Here is a 22,835-nt window from a genome sequence, read left to right on the forward strand (position 1 = left end):
TCAAGGATGCGTTCAGTGCGGGCCCATGAGCTTCGCCAACGCCGGCAGGATCCTGTAGCGCGCGATCTCGTGGGGATATTCGCCGCGATTGGCGAGCAGCACGATCCCGATCCGCTGCGCCGGCACGAGGCCGATATAACCGGAGGCATTGTTGAGCCCGCCCGGTTTGTCGACGACGGCGACGCCTGGAAGACGCACCGTCTCCCAGGCCATTCCCTGGCCGAACTTGTCGTCCACGCGGAAGATCTCGTGCTGCGTCATCCGCAACGCCTCGCGCAAGTGAGGCTCGATCGACCGCCCGTCAACGCACGCAGCAACGAATGCGGCGAGATCCCGCGGCGAGGAAAACATCTGGCCGGTGCCGGGGAAATCAAAATAGCTCTGCTGGTTGCCGATGGGGCCGATCGCCATGCCCTGATCCGAATAGCCCTGGACCGCGCGCTGCATCCAGGCCTCGTCCATGACGGCACGGCCGTCCTCGCCGCGTTCGGGCACGGAGGTCGCATTCATGCCGATCGGCCTGAGGATGCGTTGTTCGAACAGGGTCGAGATCGGAGCGCCGTAACAGCGCTCGAGCACGAGCTGGAGCAGCACGTAGCCGGCGTGGCTGTAGACGCGCTGCTTGCCGGGCGCTTCGCCGGCTTGCGGTCTCCAGCTGTTGAACATCTCGATGAGCTGCGCGCGGGAAAAAATGTCGCTTGGCCAGGGCGGATGGTCGGTCGGCAGCAGCATGCCTGAGGTGTGCGTGACGAGTTCGCCGACGGTGACGCGGCGGATATAATCGCCGGTGAGCTCGGGGAGATGTTTCGCCAGACGATCGTCGAGCCGCAGCTCGCCGCGGAGGGTGCCGAGCGCGACCAGCGTCGCCTCGAACGGCTTGCGTAGCGAACCGAGGTTGAACAGCGTGTCCGGCGTGACCGGCCTTCGCGTGGCGTCGTTGGCAAAGCCGTAGTTGAAGAATTCGACATGGCTGCCGGCATAAAGCGCAGCGGCCAGACCGCCCGGCTGGTCCGGCGTCGCGGTCGGCGCCAGCTCGGTCGCGATGATGTCGCGCATCTGCGCGATCATGTCGGAATCCGCGGCGGCGCCGCGCGGCCAGGCAAGCGCGAGGGGAACGAGCGCAGCCCGGGCGAGCGCCCGTCGGGTGAGGTACGATGAAGTGACAACAGACGGCACGGCTCTGGCGCAGGATTCGATGCGCCCCCAGTCTCTTGTAGCGGGAAGGACCAAGCCTCCCTATTCACGATTGCGCGTGGTGGGTTCCGCACGAATGGTTCGTAGCCTAGATGGAGCGAAGCGCAATCCGGGTTATCGCCTCACGAGAGCTTCCTGGATTACGCTTCGCTTCATCCAGGCTACCCGTCGGCAAAATTAACTTAGCTAATTGGCTAACAATGTTGACGCCGGATGGCGGCAACCCTATAGTTAGCCTCATGGCTAACCAATTACCCCGGCTCGACCAGGTTTTCGCGGCGCTTGCCGATCCCACCCGGCGGGCGATCGTGATGCGGCTCTGCGCGAGTGAGGCGTCGGTCGGCGAGCTTGCCGATCCCTTCGAGATGGCGCTGCCGAGCTTCATGAAACACATCCACGTGCTGGAGACGAGCGGGCTCGTCCTGTCGGAGAAATCCGGCCGGGTTCGCACCTGCCGCCTGAGTCCTGACGCGCTCCTCAGCGCGGAGGACTGGTTCCAGCACCAGCGTGCGATCTGGGAGGCGCGGCTCGATCGCTTCGAAGCCTATGTGATGAAGCTGAAGAAAGAGAGGGTGGCTGCCAAGCGGCCGTCCAAGACAAGTAACAAGACGACCGGCAAGACAACCAAACGGAAAGGTTCCTGACGATGACGAATTCTGCCAATCCCGCTTTGTCGCAATGGTCGCTCGACCGCGAGATCGTGATGTCGCGCGTGATCGACGCGCCGCGCGATCTGGTGTTCGAAGCGTGGTCCGACCCCAAGCACCTGCCGCAATGGTTCGGGCCGAAGGGTTTCAAGCTCGAGACCTTCGAGATCGACGTGCGGGTTGGCGGCGTCTGGCGCTTCAACATGATCGGCCCGGACGGCACGGTCTACCCGAACCGCATGCGCTTCCGCCGCATCGAGCGACCCTCGCTGATGGAGATGGATCATGGCGACGACCAGGATGAGGATCCCGGAATGTTCCGTTTCACAATCACCTTCGCCGAACAGAGCAACGGCAAGACGGTTCTGATGATGCGGCAGCTGGCGTCGAGCACGGCGCAGCGCGACGGCATGATCAGCTTCGGTGCCGTCGAATACGGCTACCAGACACTCGACAAGCTCGCGGCCTATGTGGGCGGGATGAAGAGGTAGGGCGAGCAGCCACCTTCCTCCTTCATGCCGAGGAGCGGCCGCCTCGAAGCACGAGGACCATCGGTGAGGCCTTTATTCTTCAAGGCGGGCGCTCCTCAGGGTGAGGGGCGCCTCATTCCTTCGCCTCGTCCGTGACGATGTCGCCGAGTTTCTGCCAGCGCTGGCCGTCGAACTGCACCATCTGGAACTGCTTGTTGACGCGGTAGTCGGTCGGCGTCGTCGTCACCGAGATGCCCGGCAGCGTCAGGTCGAGTGTGATGTTGTTCAGGCTGGCAGCCTGGCGCATCACGTTCTCGCGCGTGAGATCGTCGCCGCATTGCTTCAGCACCTGCACCAGCAACTGCGCGGTGATATAGCCGTAGACGTTCAGGTTCGAATCCTTGTCGCCCTCCGGATAGTATTTGGCCATGAAGGCGAGATATCGCTTCATGCCGGGATCGTCCTTCCATTCGGGATCGGCTGAATCCTTGACATAGCCGACGCTGACGACGCCCTTGGCGTTGTCGAGTCCGGCGGGTCTCAGCACCGCGCTGACCGAGGAGGCGTTGATGTCGATGATGTGCAGCGGCTTCCAGCCGATCTCCGCGACCTTCTTGATCGCCTGCGCGGCCTGTTTCGGCGTCGTGGCGCTGAACAGCACGTCGGCACCTGCATCCTTCAACCGCAGGATCTGCGAGTCGATGGTCGGCTCGGTGATCTCGTAGGACGTCTCGGCGACGATCATCTTCGACTTGTCACCGAGACCTGCTTTGAAGCCGGCGAGGTAGTCCTTGCCGAGATCGTCGTTCTGATAGAGCACGCCGACCTTGGCGTTCGGATGGTTCTTCAGGAGATATTGCGCGTAGATCCGGCCCTCGACGAGGTAGGACGGGTTGAAGCCCATGGTCCAGGGGAAGTTCTTCGGATCGGTGAAACGCGCCGCGCCCGTTGCCGCGAAGAGCTGCGGGACCTTCTTGGCGTTAAGATATTTTTGCACGGCGACATTCGGCGCCGTGCCGATGATCTGGAAGGTCAGCAGCACCTCGTCACTTTCGACCAGCTTGCGGGTCTGCTCAACCGTCTTCGGAGGCGAATAGGCGTCGTCATACTGGATCAGATTGACCTTGCGGCCGTTGACGCCGCCCTGGTCGTTGATCATCTTCATGTAGGCGGCCTGGGTCTTGCCGATGACGGCATAGGCCGAGGCCGGCCCGCTGAGCGGGACGGTCTGGCCGACCTTGATCTCAGTGTCGGAAGCGCCGGGATCGTATTTCTTCTGCGCCTGTGCTCCCGGGACCGATAGCGCGAGAGCGATCGCGGCTGCCGCGACATGTCTGAAAAACATGCTTTTCATTTCCATTCCCTGTTCGTGACTGTCACTCGCCCTTGAGGCCGGCCTCGCGGATCAGCCCGGTCCACTTTTTTGTTTCGTTGTCGATGAACTGGCCGAATTCGGCCGCGGTGCCGGCGCGCACTTCGAGGCCCTGGGCGGTCAGCTTGTCCTTGATCGCCGGCTCGGCCAGCGCGCGCAACACTTCGGCCTGCAGCTTGTCGACGATGGCGCGCGGCGTCGTCGAAGGCGCCATGAAGCCGTACCAGCCGGCCGCGGCCACGTTGGGAAAACCCTGCTCGCGCAGGGTCGGCGCTTGGGGATAGAGCGCGCTGCGTTCGGCTGATGCGACGCCGAGCACGATGAACTTGCCGCTCTGGATGTAAGGCAGTGCGGTCGGCAGTGCCGTCAGCGTGGCATCGACGCGGCCGGCGAGCAGCTCGGTGTAGGACGCCGCATCGCCACGGAAGGGAATGTTGAGCCCCTTGACGCCGGCGTCCCTGAACAGGAGTTCGCCGGCAAGATGCGGCTGCGAGCCGGCGCCGGGCGAGGCGAAGGTCAGGCCATCCGGCTTCGTTTTGCCGTAGGCGATCAATTCGGGAAGCGTCTTGAATGGCGCGTCCGCGCTGATGATCAGGAACAGCGGCGCGATCACCGCCATCGCGACCGGCTGCAGATCCTTGCGCTCATAGGTCAGCTTGCCGAACAGCGCTTCGGCGGTGGCGTAGGGGGCCGCGACATAGAGGAGTGTGTAGCCATCGCCCGGCGCATGCGCGACCGTGTCGTTGGCGATGCGCGTGCCGGCGCCCGGCTTGTTCTCGACGATGAACTGCTGGTGCAGGTTGCGGCCGAACTCTTCGGCCAGCAGCCGCAGCGAGATGTCGTTGGAGCCGCCGGGCCCGTAAGGCGAGATCAGCCGCACCATACGCGACGGCCAGGCGTCCTCAGCGCGTGCGGAGAATGGAACTCCGGATAGCGAAAGGGCGAGGGTGCCCAAAAATGTTCGCCGTGTGACGGTCATGATGGCCTCCCGGTGGCGGAGCGCCGATTGTCTTGTTCATCGTCTGGCGCTCTTCTTGTTTTGCTTTTGTGTTTCGGTGGCCGGCGCCGCCCCAATCATGGTGCGGATGCTGTCGGCAAGAGCGGCAATGCGCGGGCCGATCTCGCCCTCCAGCTGGCCGGGCTGGAGCCGGAATGCGGGAATGCCGCAATTGATCGAAAAGGCCTGCTTCGCCTCACGCGCATGAAACAGCGGCGCCGCGACGGCATGGATCGAGGCGATATACTCGCCGAAGCAGGTGCAGAATCCGCGGCTGGCGCATTGAGCGAGGCCGGCGCGGTAGGTCTCGCGGAACGCCGACCACAGCTCGGTATCCTCGCTTGCAATGCGCTCTTCGAGCTGCGTGGCATCGGCCTGCGGCAAGGTCGCCGCCGCGGCACGGCCCATTGCCGTCATCACCACGGAAATGGGCATGCCGATGTCGGGGACGTGCGGGCCGACGTCGCCGGAGCGCGCGGTCTCGACATAGATCATGGAGGTCGCATCGAGCAGGCCGATCGAGACCGTACCGCGCACGCTTTGTGCCAGCTCCTGCATCATCGGACGCGCGACCTGGCGGAACTGCATGTCGGCAAGCAGCGGATGCGCCATGCGAAGTGCACGCGCGCCGACGCGATATTTGGCGCGTTCGGAATCGTAGCGGAGGTAGCCGAGCTCGGCGAGCGTATGCGTCAGCCGCGCCACGGTCGGGCGCGGAATCCCGGTCAGCGTCGACAGCTCCATGTTGCCGAGCTGCGTCGCCCCCGCCTTGAATGCTTCGAGCACCACGAGACCTTTTGCCAGGGTCGTCGCGAACGCGGCGTCGTCGATGCTGTCCGCCAGCACGGCGGCGGCGGACGAGGAGGCGCGGATCGGTTTAGAGGCGGTTCTGGCCATGCAGGATTAATGAACCCGGTCCGATTCTTTGTCCAATAGATTCAGAAATGGTACATTTATGTCCACTATCCGGACGTGCGGCCGCTTTGCCGAGGGGAGTAAAATGTGCGCGAAGAGCTCCGCCGCACACAGATTTTCGTCGTGATTCCGTGGCTTGTTGTGACAGGATTATTACGACTGAATGTCATATCGATTACAGCGGAGCGATTCATGTTGCAGTGGCAGGCGCGGACAAATCCCCTCGCGTGGTGGTGGGGGTCCCTGACGCTGGTCAGTGCTGCCAACATTCTCGTCTGGTTCATGCTGTACCGCGAGTTCTACCCGACGCCTTCAGGCAGCATCAGCGGCGGCTCCGACATCGGGCTGATGTTCCTGCTCTGCGCCGGCTATGTCTTCGGCTGCGCCTTCCGCTCGTTCCTGCCGCGCGCCGACGTGCAGCGCATCTGTCTGTTCGACACCTGGCTCTCCAGCGTCTTCGTCGGCCGCACGGTCGCGACCGTGGCCGAACTGTGCTTCGCCGCGCAATGGGCGGTCATCCTGCATCAACTCGGGACCATGACGGGCGCCGAGACGGTCGTGAACATCGCGTGGGTGATCGTGCCCATCATCATCATCGCGGAGTGCTTCTCCTGGTATGCGGTGGTGACGACCAACTTCCTCTTCAACGCGATCGAGAACTCGCTATGGGCGGTGACATTCTTCCTTGCGGGCATCGCGCTGTGCCGGCTGATGCCGGAATTCCAGGGCGTGGTGCGTTGGGCGCTGATTGCCGGCATCGTCGGTATCGCCTGCTTCCTGGCCTTCCTCGTCACCGTCGACGTGCCGATGTATCTCAGCCGCTGGCGGGCAGGGCATGAAGAGGGCAACAGGTTGCTCGGCTTCCTCGAAGGCCTGCATGACGTCTCGACCCGGTGGGTCGTGACCCACGACATCGCGCACTGGAAGGGCGAGCTGACCTGGATGTTCCTGTATTTCACCGCCGCCGTGTGGTCGAGCCTCGCGCTCTGTGCGCTCTACGCGATGGAAGGCTATCTCACGCGCTATCTGGCCTGAGCGATCAGGCCTCGCCGAGATCGACCTCCGTCAAGATGCCCTGGCGCAGCGCCAGCCGGACAAGCTCGATGTCGGAGCCGACACCGAGCTTGTCCTTGATCATGGAATGCAGGTTCGCCACCGTCTTGGGGCTGACATGGAGCGTCTCCGCGATCTCCTCTGTCGTGTTCTCGGCGAGCAGCAGCCGCAGCACCTCGAACTCGCGCGGCGTGAGGACGTCGGCGGCAGAGCTTTCGCCGGCGAGCCGGCTCAGCGCGAGCTCATGGTCGATGTCGGGGCTGATCGCGATTTTGCCGGCGAGCACGTCCATCACGGCGCGCACCAGCGTCTCCGGCGGACTGGTCTTGGTGACGTAGCCCCTGGCACCGGCGCGGATCGCCTGCACGGCAAAGCCGGCGTTTTCATGCATGGTGAAGACGAGGATTCTCGCGCCCTTGTCCCATTGCCTGATGCGCCTGACCGCCTCGATGCCGCCGATGCCGGGCATGCTCAGATCCATGATGACGAGGTCGGGCGCCTCCGATTTGTAGAGACGGTAGGCCTCCGCACCATCGGCGGCTTCGGCGATGACGCGTAGTCCCGGCTGCTTCTGGAGCACGGAGCGATAGCCCTCGCGGACGACGGAATGGTCGTCGACCAGCAGAATGGTGGCATCGGCCGCGCTCATGCGGCGTGCTCCAGCGGCGGCCGATCGGCGGCTGCGAGCGGAATGACCACGCGCAGTGCGGAGCCGCCGTTCGGCGCGGCCTCGAAGCTCAATTGGCCGCGCAAGGCCGCGACGCGCTCGCGCATGCCGAGCAGGCCCATTCCCGATTTCGCGACGGAATCGGTCGCGCGTCCGTCATCGTCGATCGCAAGCGCGATCTCGCTGGCCCCCATCGTCAATTCCAGGCTAACCCGCGTGGCGACGGCATGCTTGGCGGCGTTGGTGAGCGCCTCCTGCACGATCCGGTAGAGGCTGGCGCTGATCGTTGCCGGCAGGGTCTCGAATGCGCCGTCGAACCGGATCGAGAAGCGCGTCTCGCCGCGGCTGCGCCCGTTCCAGCCCGCGACGAGGCCTTCGAGGCTGGCGACGAGCCCGAGCTCCTCGACATCCGGCGGCCGCAGCCGGAACAATGTGCCGCGCAACGTCTCCATCATGCCGGTTGCGGTCCGCGCGATGCCGTCGCATTCGCCAAGCAGTGAAGGGCAGTCCTGCGCGGCGGTCTGGCGGGCGGAGGAGGCGAGCGCGCGGATGGCGGCGAGCGACTGGCCGAACTCGTCATGCAGCTCGCGTGCGAGATGGCGGCGCTCCTCGTCCTGGAGCGCGATCAGCTTCCGCGTCAGCTCGCTGCGTTCGGCAAGCGCGGTCTCGAGGCTTTCGGCGAGATGGTTGAAGCCGTCGCGGATCGCGGAGAGCTCGGCAAGGTCGAACGGCGGCAGCCGCGTGGTGAGGTCGTTGGCGGCAATCCGCTCGAGGCCGGTGCGGATCAAGCGGGTGGGGCGCAGCGCGCGTGCCAGCGCGGCGTAGACCAGTGCGCAGAGCAACGGCAGCGCGATCGCCAGCGCGAGCATCAGGCGGCCGGCCTCGTGCCAGGCCTCCGCGGTCTGCACGGCCGGCTCGACCGAGACCACGGCGTCGCCGAGCTTCGTCCCGCGCACAATCACAGGCCGTGCCGCTTCGCGGCCGGGGTCGAACAAGCCGCGATAGAAGGCCGTGAAGGCTTGCGGCGGCGGGTTCGCCGGAACGGGCGCGCCGCTGCAGAAGCGCTGGAGGACGTCGCCACTGGTGCCGCGGAACGCCAGGCACAGGCCGGGCGTCATCACATAAGCCGAAACGGGGTCGAGGTTGGGAAAGTCCGAGCGCGGGCTCGCAACCCACTGGATCTTGCCCTGCTGAAGCTCCAGCGTCTTGGCCACGATGGCGGCGATATCGTCGAGGCGCGCATGCGCCGCGCGGTCGGCCGTAATCAGGAAGTAGGCGGAGATAACTGCGAAGCAGGTGGCCGATATCGCGGCCACGCGCAACGTCAGACGGACTTTGAGATCGAACCTCGGGCGGTTCCACATCGGCGGGCACCTGGTGCGAACGGGTTGTCGCGCCCGCATTAAACGGCAGAACGCATCCGGCGCAAAGCCGCCAGGCGTGAGTGCGGTGCACCGTCGTGAAATTTTCCCGGCCATCGCCGGGACCGGCACCGCTGCATCGCCTGATTGCGCCGTCCAGATTGGCGCGCCGCTCCGTCATACGAGGCACATTATGCACCTGCGCCGGTTGATCTTGTCTGCTTGTCTCCTCCTCCTTCTCCCGGCGTCTCACGCGCCGGCCGGCGCCGAGACCGCCATCGGCATCGCCATGGACGATTTCAGCTATACCGATACGTCAGCCGAGCCCGCCAACCAGACCGCCGCCCACGAGCGACGGCTGGCGGCCTTCATGGCCGCGCTCCGGCAAGATATCGGCGGAGATCGGCGCTACCGGCTCGTGCCCTCGGCCCAGGACGGCGCGGCGTTCAAGGTGATCGGCGGCATCCAGAAGACGAGCACGCTGGTGCAATGGGCCAAGATCGCTGTGATCGACGTCGGCGGCAGGAAGGTCGTGATGGACAAGCTCTACACCTTCCGCGGCGACAATGATGAATCATGGGAGCGCGCCGAGATCTTCGTGTCGCGCGAGATCATGGCCGCACTCGCCACGCCCGCGCCGATTGCAATGGCCGTGTTCGATTTCGAGCTGGAGGATACGACCGCCGCTTCGGCTGGCGCGTCGGCCACATCGGATGCGTCATATCTGGCCGAGGTCACCGGCAGCGTGCGCGAGGCGCTGGGTCAATCCGGCCGTTACTGCATCGTCGATGTCGGCGGCGAGGCGGTGAAGGCGCGTGCGTTGCGCGACTGCGACGGCTGCGAGGCGGCGATTGCACAGAAGCTCGGCGCGGACCAGTCGCTGATCGGCGTGGTGCGGCGGGTCAGCCGCACCGAATACACGCTGGGCTTCCAGGTGCGCGATGCCAGGACCGGCGCGGTGCTGGCACGCGGCGACAGCGGCCTGCGCCTCGGCGCAGACTATTCCTGGAAACGGGGCGCCGTGCGACTGGTCAGCGACCGGCTGATCGAGAACCAATAGCTCAGAACGTCAGCTGCACCTTCATCGACTGCGAGCGGTCGCTGGCGAGCTCGAACGCCGCGACCGCGTTCTCGAACGGCATGGTCGCCGTGATCAGCGGCTTGACGTCAATCAGGCCGCCACCCATCAGCCGCACGGCCAGCTCGAATTCGGCATCGAAGCGGAATGTGCCGCGCAGCTGCAATTCCTTGGCGACGATGGAGTTGATCGGTAGCGTCATCTCGCCGCCGAGGCCGAGCTGCACCAGTGTGGCACCGGGCCTGAGCACATCGAGTGCGGCGCGCAGTGCGGCCTGGTTGCCCGAGGCTTCGAACAGTGTGTCGAACACACCTTTGCCGGTGCGCCACGGATCGAGCGCCGTGGCGTCGGCCGCGACATTGATGGCGTGAGTGGCGCCAAGCTTCCTGGCAACCGCGAGCGGCGCGTCGGCGACATCGGTCACGACAATCTCGGCGGCGCCGCCGAAGCGCGAGACCAAGATCATCAGCGCGCCGATCGGACCGCAGCCGGTGATCAGCACGCGCTTGCCGAGCAGGGGCCCGGCCTGCTTGCCGGCATGCAGGCACACCGCGAGCGGTTCGGCGACCGCGGCTTCCGCCAGCGACAGCTTGTCGGCGATCGGAACGGCCTGCGCCGCATCGACCGTGATGAATTCGCGAAAGCCGCCCTGCACATGGGGAAAGCGCATCGCGCTGCCGAGGAAGCGCATGTCGAGGCACTGGTTGCGCATGCCTTCCTGGCAATGCAGGCAGCGGCCGCACGGCTTGCTCGGGTTGACCGCGACGCGGGTGCCCGGCTTCACGTTGGCGACGCCGTCACCGACGGCCGCGACCACGCCGGCGATCTCGTGCCCCAGCGCCATCGGTTGCTGGATGCGCACGACGCCAAAGCCGCCGTGATGATAGTAGTGCAGATCGGAGCCGCAGATGCCGCCGTTCGCGATCTTGACGCGGACTTCACCCGGACCGGGCGCTGCATCCGGATAGAGATCGATCCGCAGATCTTTCGGTGCGTGAATGACGACGGCGCGCATGGTCAGCTCCTTCAGGGTTTCGCGGCTCACATCGCAGCGATCATGCCGCCATCGACATAGATGATCTGGCCGTTGACATAGGTCGAGGCATCCGACGCCAGGAAGATCGCCGCGCCCACCAGCTCGTCCGGTCGGCCCCAGCGCTTGGAGGGAACGCGGCCCATCAGCCAGGTGTTGAAATCGGTGTTGTTGACCAGCGCCTCGTTCATGTCGGTGAGCATATAGCCGGGGCCGATCGCATTGGCCTGGATGCCATGCTGGGCCCATTCCACCGCCATCGAGCGGGTCAGGTTCTTGATACCGCCCTTGGCGGCGGTGTAGGGCGCAATCGTGGGACGCGCGAGCTCGCTGCCGAGCGAGCCGATATTGATGATCTTGCCGTGCTTGCGCGGGATCATGCGCTTGGCCGCCTCGCGGCCGATCACGAAGGCGCTGGTGAGGTTGGTCTCGATCACCTTGCGCCACTCGTCGGTGGTGAACTCCACCAGCGGCTTGCGGTGCTGGATGCCGGCATTGTTGACGAGGATGTCGACCGCGATGCCCTTGTTGTCGAAGTCGTTGAAGGCGGCGACGATCGCGGGCTCGTCGGTGACGTTGAAAGCGGCGCCTTCGGCCTGGTGGCCGGCGGCGCGAAACTCGGCGACGGCCTGCTCGACGCGCTTGGGATCGACGCCGTTGACGATGATCCTGGCGCCGGCCTTGGCCATGCCCTCGGCGATGGCGCGGCCGAGGCCGCGGGAGGAGCCGGTCACGAGCGCGGTGCGGCCGGAAAGGTCGAAGAGGGCGGTGCTCATCTCAAGAATCCTCAGACGTTGGAACGGCGCACGGTCAGATCGGAGCGGTCGAAGACGGCAGGCAGAAGGTCGACGCCCAGGCCGGGGCCTTCCATCGGATAGACAAAACCGTCCTTGATCGTGGGCATGGTGGTCACGAGTTCATTGTACCAGCCCTTGTAGAAGGCGCGCACCGATTCCTGGATCAGCGTGTTGGGCTGGCTGAACGACATGTGGATGGCGGCGATGAAACCGATCGGGCCGATGCAGTCGTGGGGCGCGAAGGGCCGGTGATAGGTCTCGGCCATGGCCGCGATCTTGCGGCCCTCGGTGAGGCCGCCGGTCCAGCACAGATCCGCCATCACCACGTGCATGGCGTCGCGGTCGAGCATGTCCTTGTAGGGGAAGCGCGAGCCCAGCGTCTCGCTGGCGCAGACCCAGACGTCGGTGCAGCGGGCGTATTCGGCCAGCGCCTGCGGCGAGTTCATCCGGATCGGGTCTTCGTACCAGGTCGGCTTGTAGGGCTCGAGCGCGCGCGCGATCTGTTTGGCGGTCGGCAGGTTCCAGAGCGAGTGAAGCTCGACCATGATCTCCATCTTGTCGCCGACGGCTTTTCGGATCTTCTCGAACGGCTCGATCGCCTGCTTCATCTGCGCGGCCGAGATGTAGAGACCCTTGTTCTCCTGGGCCGCGGGATCGAACGGCCAGATCTTCATGGCGGAGATGCCGCTCTCCAGCAGGTTTTCCGCGAGCGCATCGGCGTGGTTCATGAAGCCGTCGAGGTCTTCGTAGGGCCCCTTGGAGCCACCGAGATTCCAATTCGCGACCGGGCTGATATTGGTCGAGCGGACATATTGCGTGCCGGCGCAGGTGTTGTAGATGCGCTGCTTGTCGCGGCAGAGGCCGCCGAGCATCTGGTGTACCGGCTGATTGCAAACCTTGCCGAACAGATCCCATAGCGCGATGTCGATCGCCGAAGCCGCCCGATATTCAACGCCGGTGGACGACTGCGCCATCGGCAGGTTCAGCATGTCGCGATGGATCGCCTCGATGTGCAGCGGATTGCGGCCGAGCAGGCGGCCGGCAAAGGTGTCGTGGATCTGGGCTTCGACCGCGCCGGCGCCGTAGAAGGTTTCGCCGAGACCGATCATGCCCGTGTCGGTGTGGACGCGCACCCAGATGACGTTGGAGAATTCTTCGGTGCGCAGTGTCTCGATCGACGTGATCTTCACGGCAATACTCCTCCCATCGCAGGCGCGCGCAGCGCCGTCTTGTTGTCATTCTGCACCGCAGCATGGTGCGGGCACGGCGGAGTCTTACGCCCGCTTGTAATATATCACAACATGTTTTAGGGATATCACCAACAAGGCGCTGCCCTGCAACGACGGCGCGGCTGAGGGGAGAGACGACATGGCAACGCGCAAGCGCGCGCTCGAGGTGGTGAGGAACGACGACGGCGAGGGCAAGCCCTCCCGGCGCAACCGTCTCAACTTCTTCGAGCTCGCCTATCAGAGGATCGAAGAGCTGCTCGTCCATTGCGAGCTCAAGCCCGGCCAGTTCATGACGATGCTGGAATTGCAGCACATCACCGGGTTCGGCCGTACGCCGGTTCATCACGCCGTCAATCGTCTCTCCGCCGATACGTTGATCATCATCCGTCCGCGCCACGGTCTGCGCATTGCGCCGATCGATCTGGCACGCGAGCGCATGCTGCTGGCCTTGCGCCGCGACATGGAGCGCTTCGTGATCCGGCTTGCGGCCGACCGCGCCAGCCTCTCGCACCGCAATCAGGCACTGCATATCGAGCGACTCTTGCGCGAGCGCCGCGCCAGTCTGACCCTCGACGAGTTCAATCATATCGACCGCCGCATCGACGCGCTGGTGCTGGAGGCGGCAGGCGAACCGTTTCTGGTGCACACGCTGCGGCCGTTGCACACGCTGTACCGGCGCATCGGCTACATCCACCACCGGTTCATGCCGGGACAGGCCGAGCTGTCAGGAACAATCGACCATCATCTGGCTATTCTTAATGCGGTTGCCAATCGTCGTGTCGAGGATGGGGTGAAGGCGAGCGATGCACTGATCGACTACATGGGCGAGATGTTCACCGGCATGGAGGTCGGGATCGACCCGCGTCTGCTCGATTGCAGCATCGAGCCGCTGCTTGGCACGTAGAGCATGATCCGGAAAAGTGTGCAGCGGTTTTCCGAAGAGATCATGCTCAAACAATGAAGCCAAAGCGCGATGACGATCCCGATCTCATCGCGCTTCAGAAAGTTTTGAAGAGAGGACCAAAGATGTCGACGATGGCGATGCCACAACCGACCGCGAGCGAAGCCGCGGTCCGCTACCTCATCACGAACTACAGTCCCAAGGGCAACAAGGTCGGCTGGCTGATGATGGCCTCGATCCTGGTCGAAGCCTGGGACCTCTATTCGATCGCCTTCGTGCTGATCTTCATCAAGGAGCAGTTCAATCCCGATCCGCTGATGCTGGGCCTGGCCGCGGCCGGTACGCAAGGCGGCGCCATGATCGGCGCACTGCTCGGCGGCTGGCTCTCCGACAAGATCGGCCGCCGCGTCATGTTCCTGGTGACGATGGTGCTGTTCATCGTGCTGGCGCTGGCGCAGGCCTTCGTGCCCAGCGTCGGCTGGCTTGTCGTGATCCGCTTCCTGCTCGGCATTCCGCTCGGTTCGGACATCTCGACCGGCTACACCTACATCATGGAATCCATGGCCAAGGGTGAGCGCGAAGTCATGGGCAACCGCTGGCAGTTCATGTTCGCGGTCGGCGAGGTCTTGACGATCGGCGTCATCGTGATCTTCCTGCTGCTCGACATTCACCACGAGACGCTGTGGCGGGTGACGCTCGGCCTCGGCGCGCTTCCGGCGCTGATCATCCTGGTGATGCGTCACGACGTGCCTGAGACGGCGGTGTGGCTGGTGCAGAAGGGACGCTACCGCGAGGCCAAGCAGGTCGCGCGCGAGATGTTCAACGACGATCTCGCCATGCTGCCGGACCATGACGTGGAGGTGCCCAAGGTCTCCACCCGCGCGTTCCTCGCCGACCTCAAGAAGGATCCGATCCGCTGGCGCGCCACGATCTACGGCTGGGTCGCCTGCTTCGCGCAAGCCAGCGAGTTCTCGACTTTCGCGTTCTACCTGCCGGTGCTCTTTGTCATGGTCGGCGTGTCGAGCGTGCTCGGCATCAATCTGGTGACGATGGCGCTGTTCTCGTTCGCCGCCGTGTCGGGCTGGGTCGGTCCGCTGCTGACGCCGAAGATCGGCCATCGCGGCATCTCGATCGCGGGCTTCTCGATCGTGCTGGTCTCGCTGCTGGTCGCGGCCTTCGCGCTCTACACCGACAACAAGATCCTGCTGCCGTTCGCGGCTGCCGCGATGCTGTGGGGCCATTATTGGGATGCGTCGAACTGCATGACGATCCCGACCATGGTCGCCAAGCCGAAATATCGCGGCACCGCCAGCGGCTTCGCCTACATGTTCGTGAAGCTGCCGTCGTTCCTGGCGATCTTCCTGTTCCCGACGGTGTTCGCTGCGATCGGGCAGGCGAATGCGACGCTGATGGTCGCGATCTTCCCGCTGATCGGATTGCTCGCCGCGATCTTCATCCTGCCGGAAGTCTATGGCTACGAGAACGACTGATCTCGCGAGTTACCTGATCGCGGCAGCCAATGCCGCGATCAGGGCTGGCGGCGTCACCAGCAGTCCCAGCTTGAGGAACGGCCAGGCGCCGACTTCGATCTTCTCCCGCCGCAGCGCCACCAGCCACAGGATGGTGGCGAGCGAACCGGTCACCGACAGATTGGGCCCGAGATCGACGCCGATCAGGATGGCGCTGACGACCGGCGCGGGCAAATGATCGCCGGCGGCGACCGAGCCTGCGACGAGGCCGACGGGTAAATTGTTGGCAATGTTGTCGGCGATCGCGGTGGCGATGCCGACGCTCCAAGCTGCCTTCGTCACGGATTGCCCGACAGCTTCATGCAGCAGCGCGCTGAGCTGCCCGATCACGCCGGTCTTGATCAGCGCTTCCACCATCACGAACAGCCCGCCGACCAGCGGTAGCACGCTCCAGGAGACGCCGCGCAGCACGGGTAGCGGCGATTGCCGGCTGAGCAGCAGCACGATGGCGGCCGTCGCCACGCCGCAGACGAAGGTCGGCAGGCCCAATTGCTCGTCCAGCGCGGAGGCCGTGACCAGCACGACACCGATCGCCACGATGCCGATGGCCGTCAGCTTGCCGCCGCGGCCGAGCTTTGGATGCGGTACGCTGCGCGCGATGGTCTCTTTCTTCAGGGCGCGGTGCTGGGTCAGGCGCAGCACGACATAGGTCAGCAGGATCGAGGCCGCCGAGGGCAGGGCGAACAGGCGCAGCCATTCGGTGAGCTCGGGCATATGCGCCCCGAACACGACGAGATTGGCCGGATTGGAGATCGGCAGCACGAAGCTTGCGGCGTTGGCGATGAAGGCGCAGACGAAGAGATAAGGCAGCGGCTTGGCGCCGGCGGCGCGCGTCGCGGCGTAGACGGCGGGCGTCAGCACGATCGCGGTGGCGTCGTTCGAGAGCAGGACGGTGACGAGCGTACCGACGATGTAGATCAGCAGGAACAGCCGCTGCGGCGAGCCGCCGGCATATTCCACGGCGAGCGCCGCGAGATAGTCGAACAGGCCTTCGAGCCGCGCCAGCTCGGCGATCAGCATCATGCCGATCAGGAAGAGATAGACATCGACGCCTTTCTCGATGCCGGTGAGTGCATCCCGCCACGGCAGCAAGCCGAGCAGCACCAGTGCGCTGGCGCCGATGACAGCCCAGATCGCCTCCGGCAGGCGAAAGGGCCGGATGATGACACCTGCTGTCGCGGCGACGATGATGCTCCAGGCCAGGATGGCGTCAGACGGCACGTTCGATCCCTAGGATGTGTCGGTTCATTCCGCAGCGATAGCGGAAGCCGTTGCCACTGTCTTCCCCCGGGGGCGCGGACCGCCATCTGTGATTTGCCGCGTCTCGACCCCGAGTTTCGGTCTATAATTTTGTTCAAAAGCCTGTTGGGTTGGAGCGGCGCAATAGCGCCGTCATTGCGAGCGGAGCGAAGCAATCCAGACTGTCTCCGCGGAGCGAGTTCTGGATTGCTTCGTCGCAAGAGCTCCTCGCAATGACGGAATCTGTTGAGGCGTCTCGCGATGTTCACACTCACCGCGTCACCGACGGCTTTGCCGTGATCGCCTTGCGCAGGATGCGCGACAGCAATTCCACCGAATACGGCTTCTGGATCAGCTCGAAACCGCGATCGGCGTTCTCGGCGAGAACGTTGCTGTAACCAGAGGTGAGCACGACGGGCAGGCCCGGATAGCGTTCGCGGATGATGCCGGCGAGCTCGACACCATTCATGCCGGGCATAATGACGTCGGAGAAGACGAGGTCGACCGCAAACTCGTTCTCGCCGAGGATGGCGAGCGCCGCATTGGCGTTGGCGGCGCGGCGGACGACATAGCCGAGGTCTTCCAGCAGCTCCGTGGAGAAGCGGCCGACCTCGTCGTCATCTTCCACCACGAGCACGCGATAGCCGCGCCCGGTGGCCGCGGCCTCATAGGTCAGCGCCGCGGCTTCTTGAGCTGTCGCGGGGCTATGCGCCCGCGGCAGATAGATGGTGAAGGTCGCGCCTTCACCATAGGTGCTCGTCACGGCGATGTCGCCCTCGGACTGCTTTGCGAAGCCGAAGGCCTGGCTCAGGCCGAGGCCGGTGCCCTTGCCGACCTCCTTGGTGGTGAAGAACGGTTCGAAGATCGCCTCGATGTTTTCGGGCGCGATGCCGCTGCCGGTGTCGGCGACCGAGATGGCGACATAGTCGCCGCCGCGCGCCGATTGCGCGCGCAGGTTAGGGATGCCCTGGACTTTCCGGACCGCAATGGTGAGACGGCCTTCGCCGTCCATGGCGTCGCGGGCGTTGATGGCGAGGTTGATCAGCGCGGTCTCGAATTGCGCGATATCGGCGACCGTGAAGCAGTCGCCATCGTGAACCTCCACCGCGATTTCGATGCGGCCACCGACTAGCGGCCGTACCAGTTGCGCGACGCCTTCGACCTGGCTGCCGACGTTGAATATCTGCGGTTTCAGCGGCTGCCGGCGCGCAAACGCCAGCAACTGGGCGGTCAGCTTGGAGGCACGTTCGACGGTGTCGGAGATAGCATCGACATAGCGGCGGCGGCGCTCCTCCGGCAGCTCGCGGCGGCGCAGGAAATCGGTGGCCGAGCGGATGATGGTGAGCAGATTGTTGAAGTCGTGCGCGACGCCGCCGGTGAGCTGGCCGATCGCCTCCATCTTCTGCGATTGCCGCAGCGCTTCCTCGCCGCGGCGGCGCTCGGTGATGTCGACAGCCTCGGGCACTGCGCCGGTGATGTTGCCATGGCGGTCGAGCACCGGGCGCATGCCGAACTCGAAATCGCGCTCGCCGATGGGAAGGCGCAGGCGCATCTCCAGCCGCACGGCTTCGCCCTTGAGCACGGTGTCGAAGGCCTCGCGCACCCGCGCGCTCATGCCCTCGGTCGTGCTGAACCAGGGCGTCTGCCACAACGGCTTTCCAATCACGTCCGCAGGGCTCGCCTTGATGGCGTCGAGCACGGTCGTGTTGGCGTAAAGCAGCTCGCCCCTGAGATTGACGAGGCCCTGGTACTGGTTGCTGGTCTCGAGGATCGCGCGCAGCCGCGCCTCGTTGGATTCGAGCTCGGCGGTGCGCTCGACGATGCGTTCTTCCAGCGTCTCGTTGAGCTGCCGGAGCTCGATCTCGGCCTGCTTGGCCACCGTGATGTCATGGGCAACACCGATGAAGCCGATATGCCTACCGGTCGGGTCCCAGCGCGGCTGCGATTCCGAACGCAGCCAGCGCCATTCGCCGGCGGCGTTCTTGTAGCGGGCTTCCAGCACGAACGGCTTGAGCGATGCTTCACCCTGAACGGACTGCTGCAGCACATGCGGCAGGTCGTCCGGGTGCAGCACCTTGCGCCAGTCGAAGGAGATGGCCTGGTCATAGGGCAGGCCGACGAAATCGACATAGGCCTGGTTGGCGAAGGACCGCGTGCGGTCAAGTTTGGTGACCCAGATCGGCACCGGCGCGCTGTCGGCGATCAGCCGGAAGCGCTCCTCGCTCTCGCGCAGGGTCTCGCGGACCAGCATCTGGTCGGTGACGTCGATATGGGCACCGACGAGGCGGAGGGCACGGCCGCCACCGTCGCGCTCGATCTTGGCAACGACTCGGATCCAGCGGGTCTCGCTGTCGCTGGGGCGGATGATGCGGTATTCGGCGGTGTAGTCCTCGCTGCAGCCGGACAGCGCATCGATGAAGTGCTTCACCGTAGCGTCGCGGTCGTCGGGATGAATGCGATTGATCCAGTCCTCGTGCGACTCGTCGGCGGCTTCCGGCGGCAGGCCGTGGAGCATCAGATATTCCGGCGAACGGCGGTTCTTGAAGCCTTCGCGGAAGTCGACCTCAAGACCGCCGACCTTGCCGATGCGCTGGATGCGCGCAAGCTCGGCTTCGCGTTCCTGGAGCGCGCGATAGGCATTGTCGCGCTCGCGCGCGACGTCTTCCAGGTGCTGGCGCAGCCTTTCGGCGGCGATGGTCTCGGGCAAAGGATCGTTCAAGGCGTTGGCCGTGGTGATGCGAGAGCGCACGTGGCAGACGGATATTCACACAGACGAAGCGTGATGGCCATTGCCCAAAGGGTATATGGAAAGAAAGACGTCGCCGAATGCAGTGTGGTGGGCATGAAAGAACGCCAGGTCTGGCTATTTGTTCCGAACCTTGGAACGATGAGCCCTCCGCGCGCGTATCCGCGAGGCGCCACAACTTTCATTCATAAAAACTCGCTTTCCGAAAAGGCTAAATCTTGAAGCTTTTTGTCTGCCAAGCCTGCGGCAACGTCATCTATTTCGAGAACCGCGCCTGCGAACGCTGCGGCCATCGTGTCGCGTTCCTGCCCGAGAAGGAGACCATGTCGGCGATCGAACCCGACGGAGAGGCTCAAGGCGGGACCTGGCGGACGTTGGCCACCGAGGGCGAAAGTCGCATGCTGTGCAGCAATGCCGAGCATGATGCCTGCAACTGGCTGACGGACGCGGGCGACACTACCGGCTATTGCCGCGCCTGCCGCCATAACGGTGTCGTGCCGGACCTGTCGGATCAGGCGCAACTCGCTGGCTGGCGCGAGCTGGAGATGGCGAAGCACCGGCTGTTCTATTCCCTGATCCGCTGGAAGCTGCCGCTCCAGACCCGGCAGGACAATCCCGAACATGGCCTGATCTTCAATTTCCTCGCCGACGATCCGCAGAGCGGGCAGAAGGTCCTGACCGGTCACGACAACGGCCTGATCACGATCGCGCTCACCGAGGCCGACGATATCGAGCGCGAGAGGCGCAGGCTGGAGATGGGCGAGCCCTACCGGACGCTGCTCGGGCATTTCCGCCACGAGGTCGGGCACTATTTCTGGGACGTGCTGGTGCGCGACGGCGGCAAGCTCGACGAATGCCGCGCCGTGTTCGGCGACGATTCCGCCGATTATGGCCAGGCCTTGCAGCGCCACTATGCCGAAGGCGCCCCGCCAGACTGGCAGCAGAACTACGTCTCGGCCTACGCGACCACGCACCCTTGGGAGGATTTCGCCGAAACCTGGGCGCACTATCTTCACATCGTCGACACCCTGGAAATGGCTAGCGAGTTCGGCATGGAGGTGCGCCCCAAGGTCGACCGCGATGGGGAGTTGACGACGCGCATCCGCTTCAACCCCTACGAAGCGAGGGACGTCGAGGCGATCGTCAACGCATGGCTGCCCTTCACCTTTGCCATGAACAGCGTCAACCGCGCCATGGGCATGCGCGACCTCTATCCGTTCATCCTCTCGCCGGTCGTCGTCGCGAAGCTCGGCTTCATCCACGGCCTGGTCCGTGACGTGGGCAAGGCCGGGAAGCCGTAGGCCGTCGGCGGGCCTGCCAGGGCCGTTTTGGTCTTGCTTCGGTCTTGCGCTGGTACGCCAGAGGACCCGGATTTTGACCGTTGCCTCCGGCCTATTTTGATGTACCACGGGAGCCACACGGCCCTCCCATAGGCTCCAACGGCCAGGGAAGGGTCCCGCCCAAGGTCGAGACTCAAGAAAAGCATGTTCAAACGCATTCTGATCGCCAATCGCGGCGAAATCGCCTGCCGGGTCATCAAGACCGCTCGCCGCATGGGAGTTCAGACGGTCGCGGTCTATTCCGAGGCCGACCGCGACGCCCTCCATGTCGAGATGGCCGACGAGGCCGTGCTGATCGGGCCGCCAGCTGCGGCCGAGAGCTATCTGGTGATCGAGAAGATCGTGGAGGCCTGCCGCAAGACGGGCGCCGAGGCCGTGCATCCCGGTTACGGCTTCCTGTCCGAGCGCGAGGCGTTTCCGCGCGCGCTGGAGGCGGCCGGCATCGTCTTCATCGGCCCCAACCCGGGTGCGATCGCGGCGATGGGCGACAAGATCGAATCCAAGAAGGCCGCCGCGAAAGCAAAAGTCTCGACCGTGCCCGGCTACCTCGGCGTCATCGAGGACGCCACGCACGCGGTCAAGATCGCCGACGAGATCGGCTATCCCGTGATGATCAAGGCCTCCGCCGGCGGCGGCGGCAAGGGCATGCGCATCGCACATTCGACCTCCGAGGTCGCAGAGGGGTTCAACCTCGCCAAGGCCGAGGCCAAGGCCTCGTTCGGCGACGACCGCGTCTTCATCGAGAAGTTCATCGTCGATCCCCGCCACATCGAGATCCAGCTGCTCGGCGACAAGCACGGCAACGTGATCTATCTCGGCGAGCGCGAATGCTCGATCCAGCGCCGCAACCAGAAGGTCATCGAGGAAGCGCCGTCGCCGTTGCTCGACGAAGCCACCCGCCGCAAGATGGGCGAGCAGGCGGTCGCGCTCGCCAAGGCGGTGAATTACGACTCCGCCGGCACCGTCGAATTCGTCGCGGGGCAGGACAAGAGCTTCTACTTCCTGGAGATGAACACGCGCCTCCAGGTCGAGCATCCCGTCACTGAGCTCGTCACCGGCGTCGACCTCGTCGAGCAGATGCTCCGCGTTGCCGCCGGCGAGAAGCTCGCCATTGCGCAGAAGGACGTCACGCTGACCGGCTGGGCAGTGGAGTCGCGCCTCTACGCCGAGGACCCGTTCCGCAACTTCCTGCCCTCGATCGGGCGCCTCGTGAAATACCGACCGCCGGCGGAAGCGAGCCAGGACGGCATCACCGTGCGCAACGACACCGGCGTGCAGGAGGGCGGCGAGATCTCGATCCATTACGATCCGATGATCGCAAAGCTCGTCACTCACGCGCCGTCGCGCGCGGCCGCGATCGAGGCGCAGGCCACCGCGCTGGACTCGTTCTACGTGGACGGTATCCGTCACAACATCCCGTTCCTGTCGGCGCTGATGCATCATCCGCGCTGGCGCGAAGGCCGGCTCTCCACCGGCTTCATCGCCGAGGAGTTCCCCAAGGGCTTTGCCGTGCGCGTGCCGGAAGGCGAGATCGCACGGCGGCTTGCCGCGGTCGGCGCCGCCATCGATCACGTGCTGGGCGAGCGCAAGCGGCAGATCTCGGGTCAGATGGGCGGCCGCATCGTGCAGCGCGAGCGTCGCCGTGCGGTCTGGCTCGAGCGCCAGGAGATCCTGCTGGAGATCGCGCGCGAGGGCGAGGCGGTCGCGGTGCGTTTCGTCGATGCCGACGGCAAGACCGGCAATGCGCATCTGTTGCAGTCGCCGTGGAAGCCGGGCGATCCGGTCTGGCAGGGCACCATCGACGGGCACGTCGTGGCGGTGCAGGTGCGCCCGATCGCGAACGGCATCCGCCTCGCGCATCAGGGCGTCGAGGTGCCGGTCTATGTCTGGACCGAAGCGGAAGCAGCCTCGGCGCGACTGATGCCGGTGACCACGGCTGCCGACACCGGCAAGAAGCTGCTTTGTCCGATGCCCGGTCTCGTGGTCTCGATCGCGGTGACGGAAGGGCAGGAGGTCAAGGCCGGGGAGACGCTCGCGGTGGTCGAAGCCATGAAGATGCAGAACGTGCTCCGCGCCGAGCAGGACGGCACCGTAAAGAAGATCCACGCCAGCGCCGGCGCGACGCTCGCGGTGGACGCGCTGATTTTGGAGTTTGCTTAGGGTTTGGGTGGGACTCTTGCGAGGGGTCCACTGACTTCGTCATTGCGAGCGCAGCGAAGAAATCCAGACTGCCTCCGCTGAAAGATTCTGGATTGCTTCGCTGCGCT

The 22,835-nt window shown here is 64.8% G+C and carries 20 protein-coding genes; 9 read left to right on the forward strand and 11 right to left on the reverse strand.

Translation table 11 applies throughout. The annotated features are described in order from the left end of the window. Positions 1–12: 12 nt before the first annotated feature. Complete coding sequence (locus AC0L3U_RS24975) at positions 13–1,176, reverse strand: serine hydrolase (RefSeq protein ID WP_473363589.1); 1,164 nt, start codon at positions 1,174–1,176, stop codon at positions 13–15. 257 nt (positions 1,177–1,433) lie between these two features. Between AC0L3U_RS24975 and AC0L3U_RS24980 the strand changes: the two genes are divergently transcribed. Both AC0L3U_RS24980 and AC0L3U_RS24985 read left to right on the forward strand, forming a co-directional pair. After that, positions 1,434–1,838 carry an ArsR/SmtB family transcription factor gene (locus AC0L3U_RS24980; RefSeq protein ID WP_473363704.1) on the forward strand — a complete coding sequence of 135 codons (405 nt, stop codon included), beginning with the start codon at positions 1,434–1,436 and terminating at the stop codon, positions 1,836–1,838. Between the two features lie 2 nt (positions 1,839–1,840). Beyond that, positions 1,841–2,332, forward strand: a complete 492-nt coding sequence (locus tag AC0L3U_RS24985; protein ID WP_456769501.1) for an SRPBCC family protein — start codon at positions 1,841–1,843, stop codon at positions 2,330–2,332. A 112-nt stretch (positions 2,333–2,444) separates the two neighbouring features. Here AC0L3U_RS24985 and AC0L3U_RS24990 read toward each other — a convergent pair whose 3' ends face one another. From AC0L3U_RS24990 to AC0L3U_RS25000, 3 genes are read right to left on the reverse strand one after another with little or no spacing between them, the layout of a single operon-like run. After that, complete coding sequence (locus tag AC0L3U_RS24990; protein WP_473363590.1) at positions 2,445–3,656, reverse strand: ABC transporter substrate-binding protein; 1,212 nt, start codon at positions 3,654–3,656, stop codon at positions 2,445–2,447. A 31-nt stretch (positions 3,657–3,687) separates the two neighbouring features. Beyond that, positions 3,688–4,662 (reverse strand): Bug family tripartite tricarboxylate transporter substrate binding protein, encoded by a 975-nt coding sequence (locus AC0L3U_RS24995; protein ID WP_473363591.1) that lies wholly within the window; start codon positions 4,660–4,662, stop codon positions 3,688–3,690. 36 nt (positions 4,663–4,698) lie between these two features. Further along, positions 4,699–5,577, reverse strand: coding sequence for an IclR family transcriptional regulator (locus tag AC0L3U_RS25000; RefSeq protein WP_473363592.1), 879 nt, complete (start codon positions 5,575–5,577; stop codon positions 4,699–4,701). Between the two features lie 210 nt (positions 5,578–5,787). On the opposite strand from AC0L3U_RS25000, the gene AC0L3U_RS25005 reads away from it, so the two are divergent. After that, positions 5,788–6,630: a hypothetical protein gene (locus tag AC0L3U_RS25005; RefSeq protein ID WP_473363593.1), complete on the forward strand. Its 843-nt coding sequence runs from the start codon at positions 5,788–5,790 to the stop codon at positions 6,628–6,630. 4 nt (positions 6,631–6,634) lie between these two features. Here the strand turns inward: AC0L3U_RS25005 and AC0L3U_RS25010 are convergent, their stop codons facing one another. Both AC0L3U_RS25010 and AC0L3U_RS25015 read right to left on the reverse strand, forming a co-directional pair. After that, entirely contained in the window at positions 6,635–7,297 is a 663-nt protein-coding gene (locus AC0L3U_RS25010) for a response regulator (protein ID WP_007611428.1), read from the reverse strand. Continuing rightward, positions 7,294–8,679 (reverse strand): HAMP domain-containing sensor histidine kinase, encoded by a 1,386-nt coding sequence (locus AC0L3U_RS25015; protein ID WP_473363594.1) that lies wholly within the window; start codon positions 8,677–8,679, stop codon positions 7,294–7,296. Before AC0L3U_RS25015 ends, AC0L3U_RS25010 begins: the two co-directional genes overlap by 4 nt. A gap of 190 nt (positions 8,680–8,869) precedes the next feature. Between AC0L3U_RS25015 and AC0L3U_RS25020 the strand changes: the two genes are divergently transcribed. Continuing rightward, positions 8,870–9,736: a DUF3280 domain-containing protein gene (locus AC0L3U_RS25020; RefSeq protein ID WP_473363595.1), complete on the forward strand. Its 867-nt coding sequence runs from the start codon at positions 8,870–8,872 to the stop codon at positions 9,734–9,736. A 1-nt stretch (position 9,737) separates the two neighbouring features. Here AC0L3U_RS25020 and AC0L3U_RS25025 read toward each other — a convergent pair whose 3' ends face one another. The 3 genes from AC0L3U_RS25025 to AC0L3U_RS25035 are packed head-to-tail and all read right to left on the reverse strand — an operon-like array spanning position 9,738 to position 12,774. Continuing rightward, positions 9,738–10,769: an L-idonate 5-dehydrogenase gene (locus AC0L3U_RS25025; RefSeq protein WP_473363705.1), complete on the reverse strand. Its 1,032-nt coding sequence runs from the start codon at positions 10,767–10,769 to the stop codon at positions 9,738–9,740. Positions 10,770–10,795: 26 nt separating this feature from the next. Continuing rightward, positions 10,796–11,563: an SDR family oxidoreductase gene (locus AC0L3U_RS25030; protein ID WP_473363596.1), complete on the reverse strand. Its 768-nt coding sequence runs from the start codon at positions 11,561–11,563 to the stop codon at positions 10,796–10,798. An 11-nt stretch (positions 11,564–11,574) separates the two neighbouring features. Next, positions 11,575–12,774: a mandelate racemase/muconate lactonizing enzyme family protein gene (locus AC0L3U_RS25035; RefSeq protein WP_473363597.1), complete on the reverse strand. Its 1,200-nt coding sequence runs from the start codon at positions 12,772–12,774 to the stop codon at positions 11,575–11,577. Between the two features lie 178 nt (positions 12,775–12,952). On the opposite strand from AC0L3U_RS25035, the gene AC0L3U_RS25040 reads away from it, so the two are divergent. Together AC0L3U_RS25040 and AC0L3U_RS25045 are read left to right on the forward strand one after the other, a co-directional pair. Next, the gene (locus AC0L3U_RS25040) at positions 12,953–13,717 is read left to right on the forward strand and encodes a GntR family transcriptional regulator (protein ID WP_473363598.1); all 765 of its coding nucleotides are present in this window, start codon (positions 12,953–12,955) and stop codon (positions 13,715–13,717) included. A gap of 122 nt (positions 13,718–13,839) precedes the next feature. Then, positions 13,840–15,204 carry an MFS transporter gene (locus tag AC0L3U_RS25045; RefSeq protein ID WP_473363599.1) on the forward strand — a complete coding sequence of 455 codons (1,365 nt, stop codon included), beginning with the start codon at positions 13,840–13,842 and terminating at the stop codon, positions 15,202–15,204. A 9-nt stretch (positions 15,205–15,213) separates the two neighbouring features. Here the strand turns inward: AC0L3U_RS25045 and AC0L3U_RS25050 are convergent, their stop codons facing one another. Together AC0L3U_RS25050 and AC0L3U_RS25055 are read right to left on the reverse strand one after the other, a co-directional pair. After that, positions 15,214–16,464, reverse strand: a complete 1,251-nt coding sequence (locus AC0L3U_RS25050; RefSeq protein ID WP_473363600.1) for an arsenic transporter — start codon at positions 16,462–16,464, stop codon at positions 15,214–15,216. 289 nt (positions 16,465–16,753) lie between these two features. Continuing rightward, entirely contained in the window at positions 16,754–19,231 is a 2,478-nt protein-coding gene (locus tag AC0L3U_RS25055) for a PAS domain S-box protein (protein ID WP_473363601.1), read from the reverse strand. Between the two features lie 33 nt (positions 19,232–19,264). Between AC0L3U_RS25055 and AC0L3U_RS25060 the strand changes: the two genes are divergently transcribed. The 3 genes from AC0L3U_RS25060 (at position 19,265) to AC0L3U_RS25070 (ending at position 22,728) form a co-directional block, all read left to right on the forward strand. Continuing rightward, positions 19,265–19,450: a hypothetical protein gene (locus tag AC0L3U_RS25060; protein ID WP_473363602.1), complete on the forward strand. Its 186-nt coding sequence runs from the start codon at positions 19,265–19,267 to the stop codon at positions 19,448–19,450. Further along, a complete protein-coding gene (locus AC0L3U_RS25065) occupies positions 19,447–20,529 on the forward strand; it encodes a zinc-binding metallopeptidase family protein (RefSeq protein WP_473363603.1) in 1,083 nt (360 codons plus the stop codon). The genes AC0L3U_RS25060 and AC0L3U_RS25065 overlap by 4 nt, the downstream gene beginning before the upstream one ends. A gap of 183 nt (positions 20,530–20,712) precedes the next feature. Next, positions 20,713–22,728, forward strand: coding sequence for an acetyl-CoA carboxylase biotin carboxylase subunit (locus tag AC0L3U_RS25070; protein ID WP_473363604.1), 2,016 nt, complete (start codon positions 20,713–20,715; stop codon positions 22,726–22,728). Positions 22,729–22,835: the final 107 nt, after the last annotated feature.

The organism is Bradyrhizobium sp. Kon69 (genome assembly GCF_055807515.1).

Bases quoted from the DNA above. Each gene is read 5' to 3' on its own strand.
- AC0L3U_RS24980 (WP_473363704.1), top strand. From the start codon at position 1,434: ATGGCTAACCAATTACCCCGGCTCGACCAGGTTTTCGCGGCGCTTGCC.
- AC0L3U_RS24985 (WP_456769501.1), top strand. From the start codon at position 1,841: ATGACGAATTCTGCCAATCCCGCTTTGTCGCAATGGTCGCTCGACCGC.
- AC0L3U_RS24990 (WP_473363590.1), bottom strand. From the start codon at position 3,656: ATGTTTTTCAGACATGTCGCGGCAGCCGCGATCGCTCTCGCGCTATCG.
- AC0L3U_RS24995 (WP_473363591.1), bottom strand. From the start codon at position 4,662: ATGACCGTCACACGGCGAACATTTTTGGGCACCCTCGCCCTTTCGCTA.
- AC0L3U_RS25000 (WP_473363592.1), bottom strand. From the start codon at position 5,577: ATGGCCAGAACCGCCTCTAAACCGATCCGCGCCTCCTCGTCCGCCGCC.
- AC0L3U_RS25005 (WP_473363593.1), top strand. From the start codon at position 5,788: ATGTTGCAGTGGCAGGCGCGGACAAATCCCCTCGCGTGGTGGTGGGGG.
- AC0L3U_RS25010 (WP_007611428.1), bottom strand. From the start codon at position 7,297: ATGAGCGCGGCCGATGCCACCATTCTGCTGGTCGACGACCATTCCGTC.
- AC0L3U_RS25015 (WP_473363594.1), bottom strand. From the start codon at position 8,679: ATGTGGAACCGCCCGAGGTTCGATCTCAAAGTCCGTCTGACGTTGCGC.
- AC0L3U_RS25020 (WP_473363595.1), top strand. From the start codon at position 8,870: ATGCACCTGCGCCGGTTGATCTTGTCTGCTTGTCTCCTCCTCCTTCTC.
- AC0L3U_RS25025 (WP_473363705.1), bottom strand. From the start codon at position 10,769: ATGCGCGCCGTCGTCATTCACGCACCGAAAGATCTGCGGATCGATCTC.
- AC0L3U_RS25030 (WP_473363596.1), bottom strand. From the start codon at position 11,563: ATGAGCACCGCCCTCTTCGACCTTTCCGGCCGCACCGCGCTCGTGACC.
- AC0L3U_RS25040 (WP_473363598.1), top strand. From the start codon at position 12,953: ATGGCAACGCGCAAGCGCGCGCTCGAGGTGGTGAGGAACGACGACGGC.
- AC0L3U_RS25045 (WP_473363599.1), top strand. From the start codon at position 13,840: ATGTCGACGATGGCGATGCCACAACCGACCGCGAGCGAAGCCGCGGTC.
- AC0L3U_RS25060 (WP_473363602.1), top strand. From the start codon at position 19,265: ATGGCCATTGCCCAAAGGGTATATGGAAAGAAAGACGTCGCCGAATGC.
- AC0L3U_RS25070 (WP_473363604.1), top strand. From the start codon at position 20,713: ATGTTCAAACGCATTCTGATCGCCAATCGCGGCGAAATCGCCTGCCGG.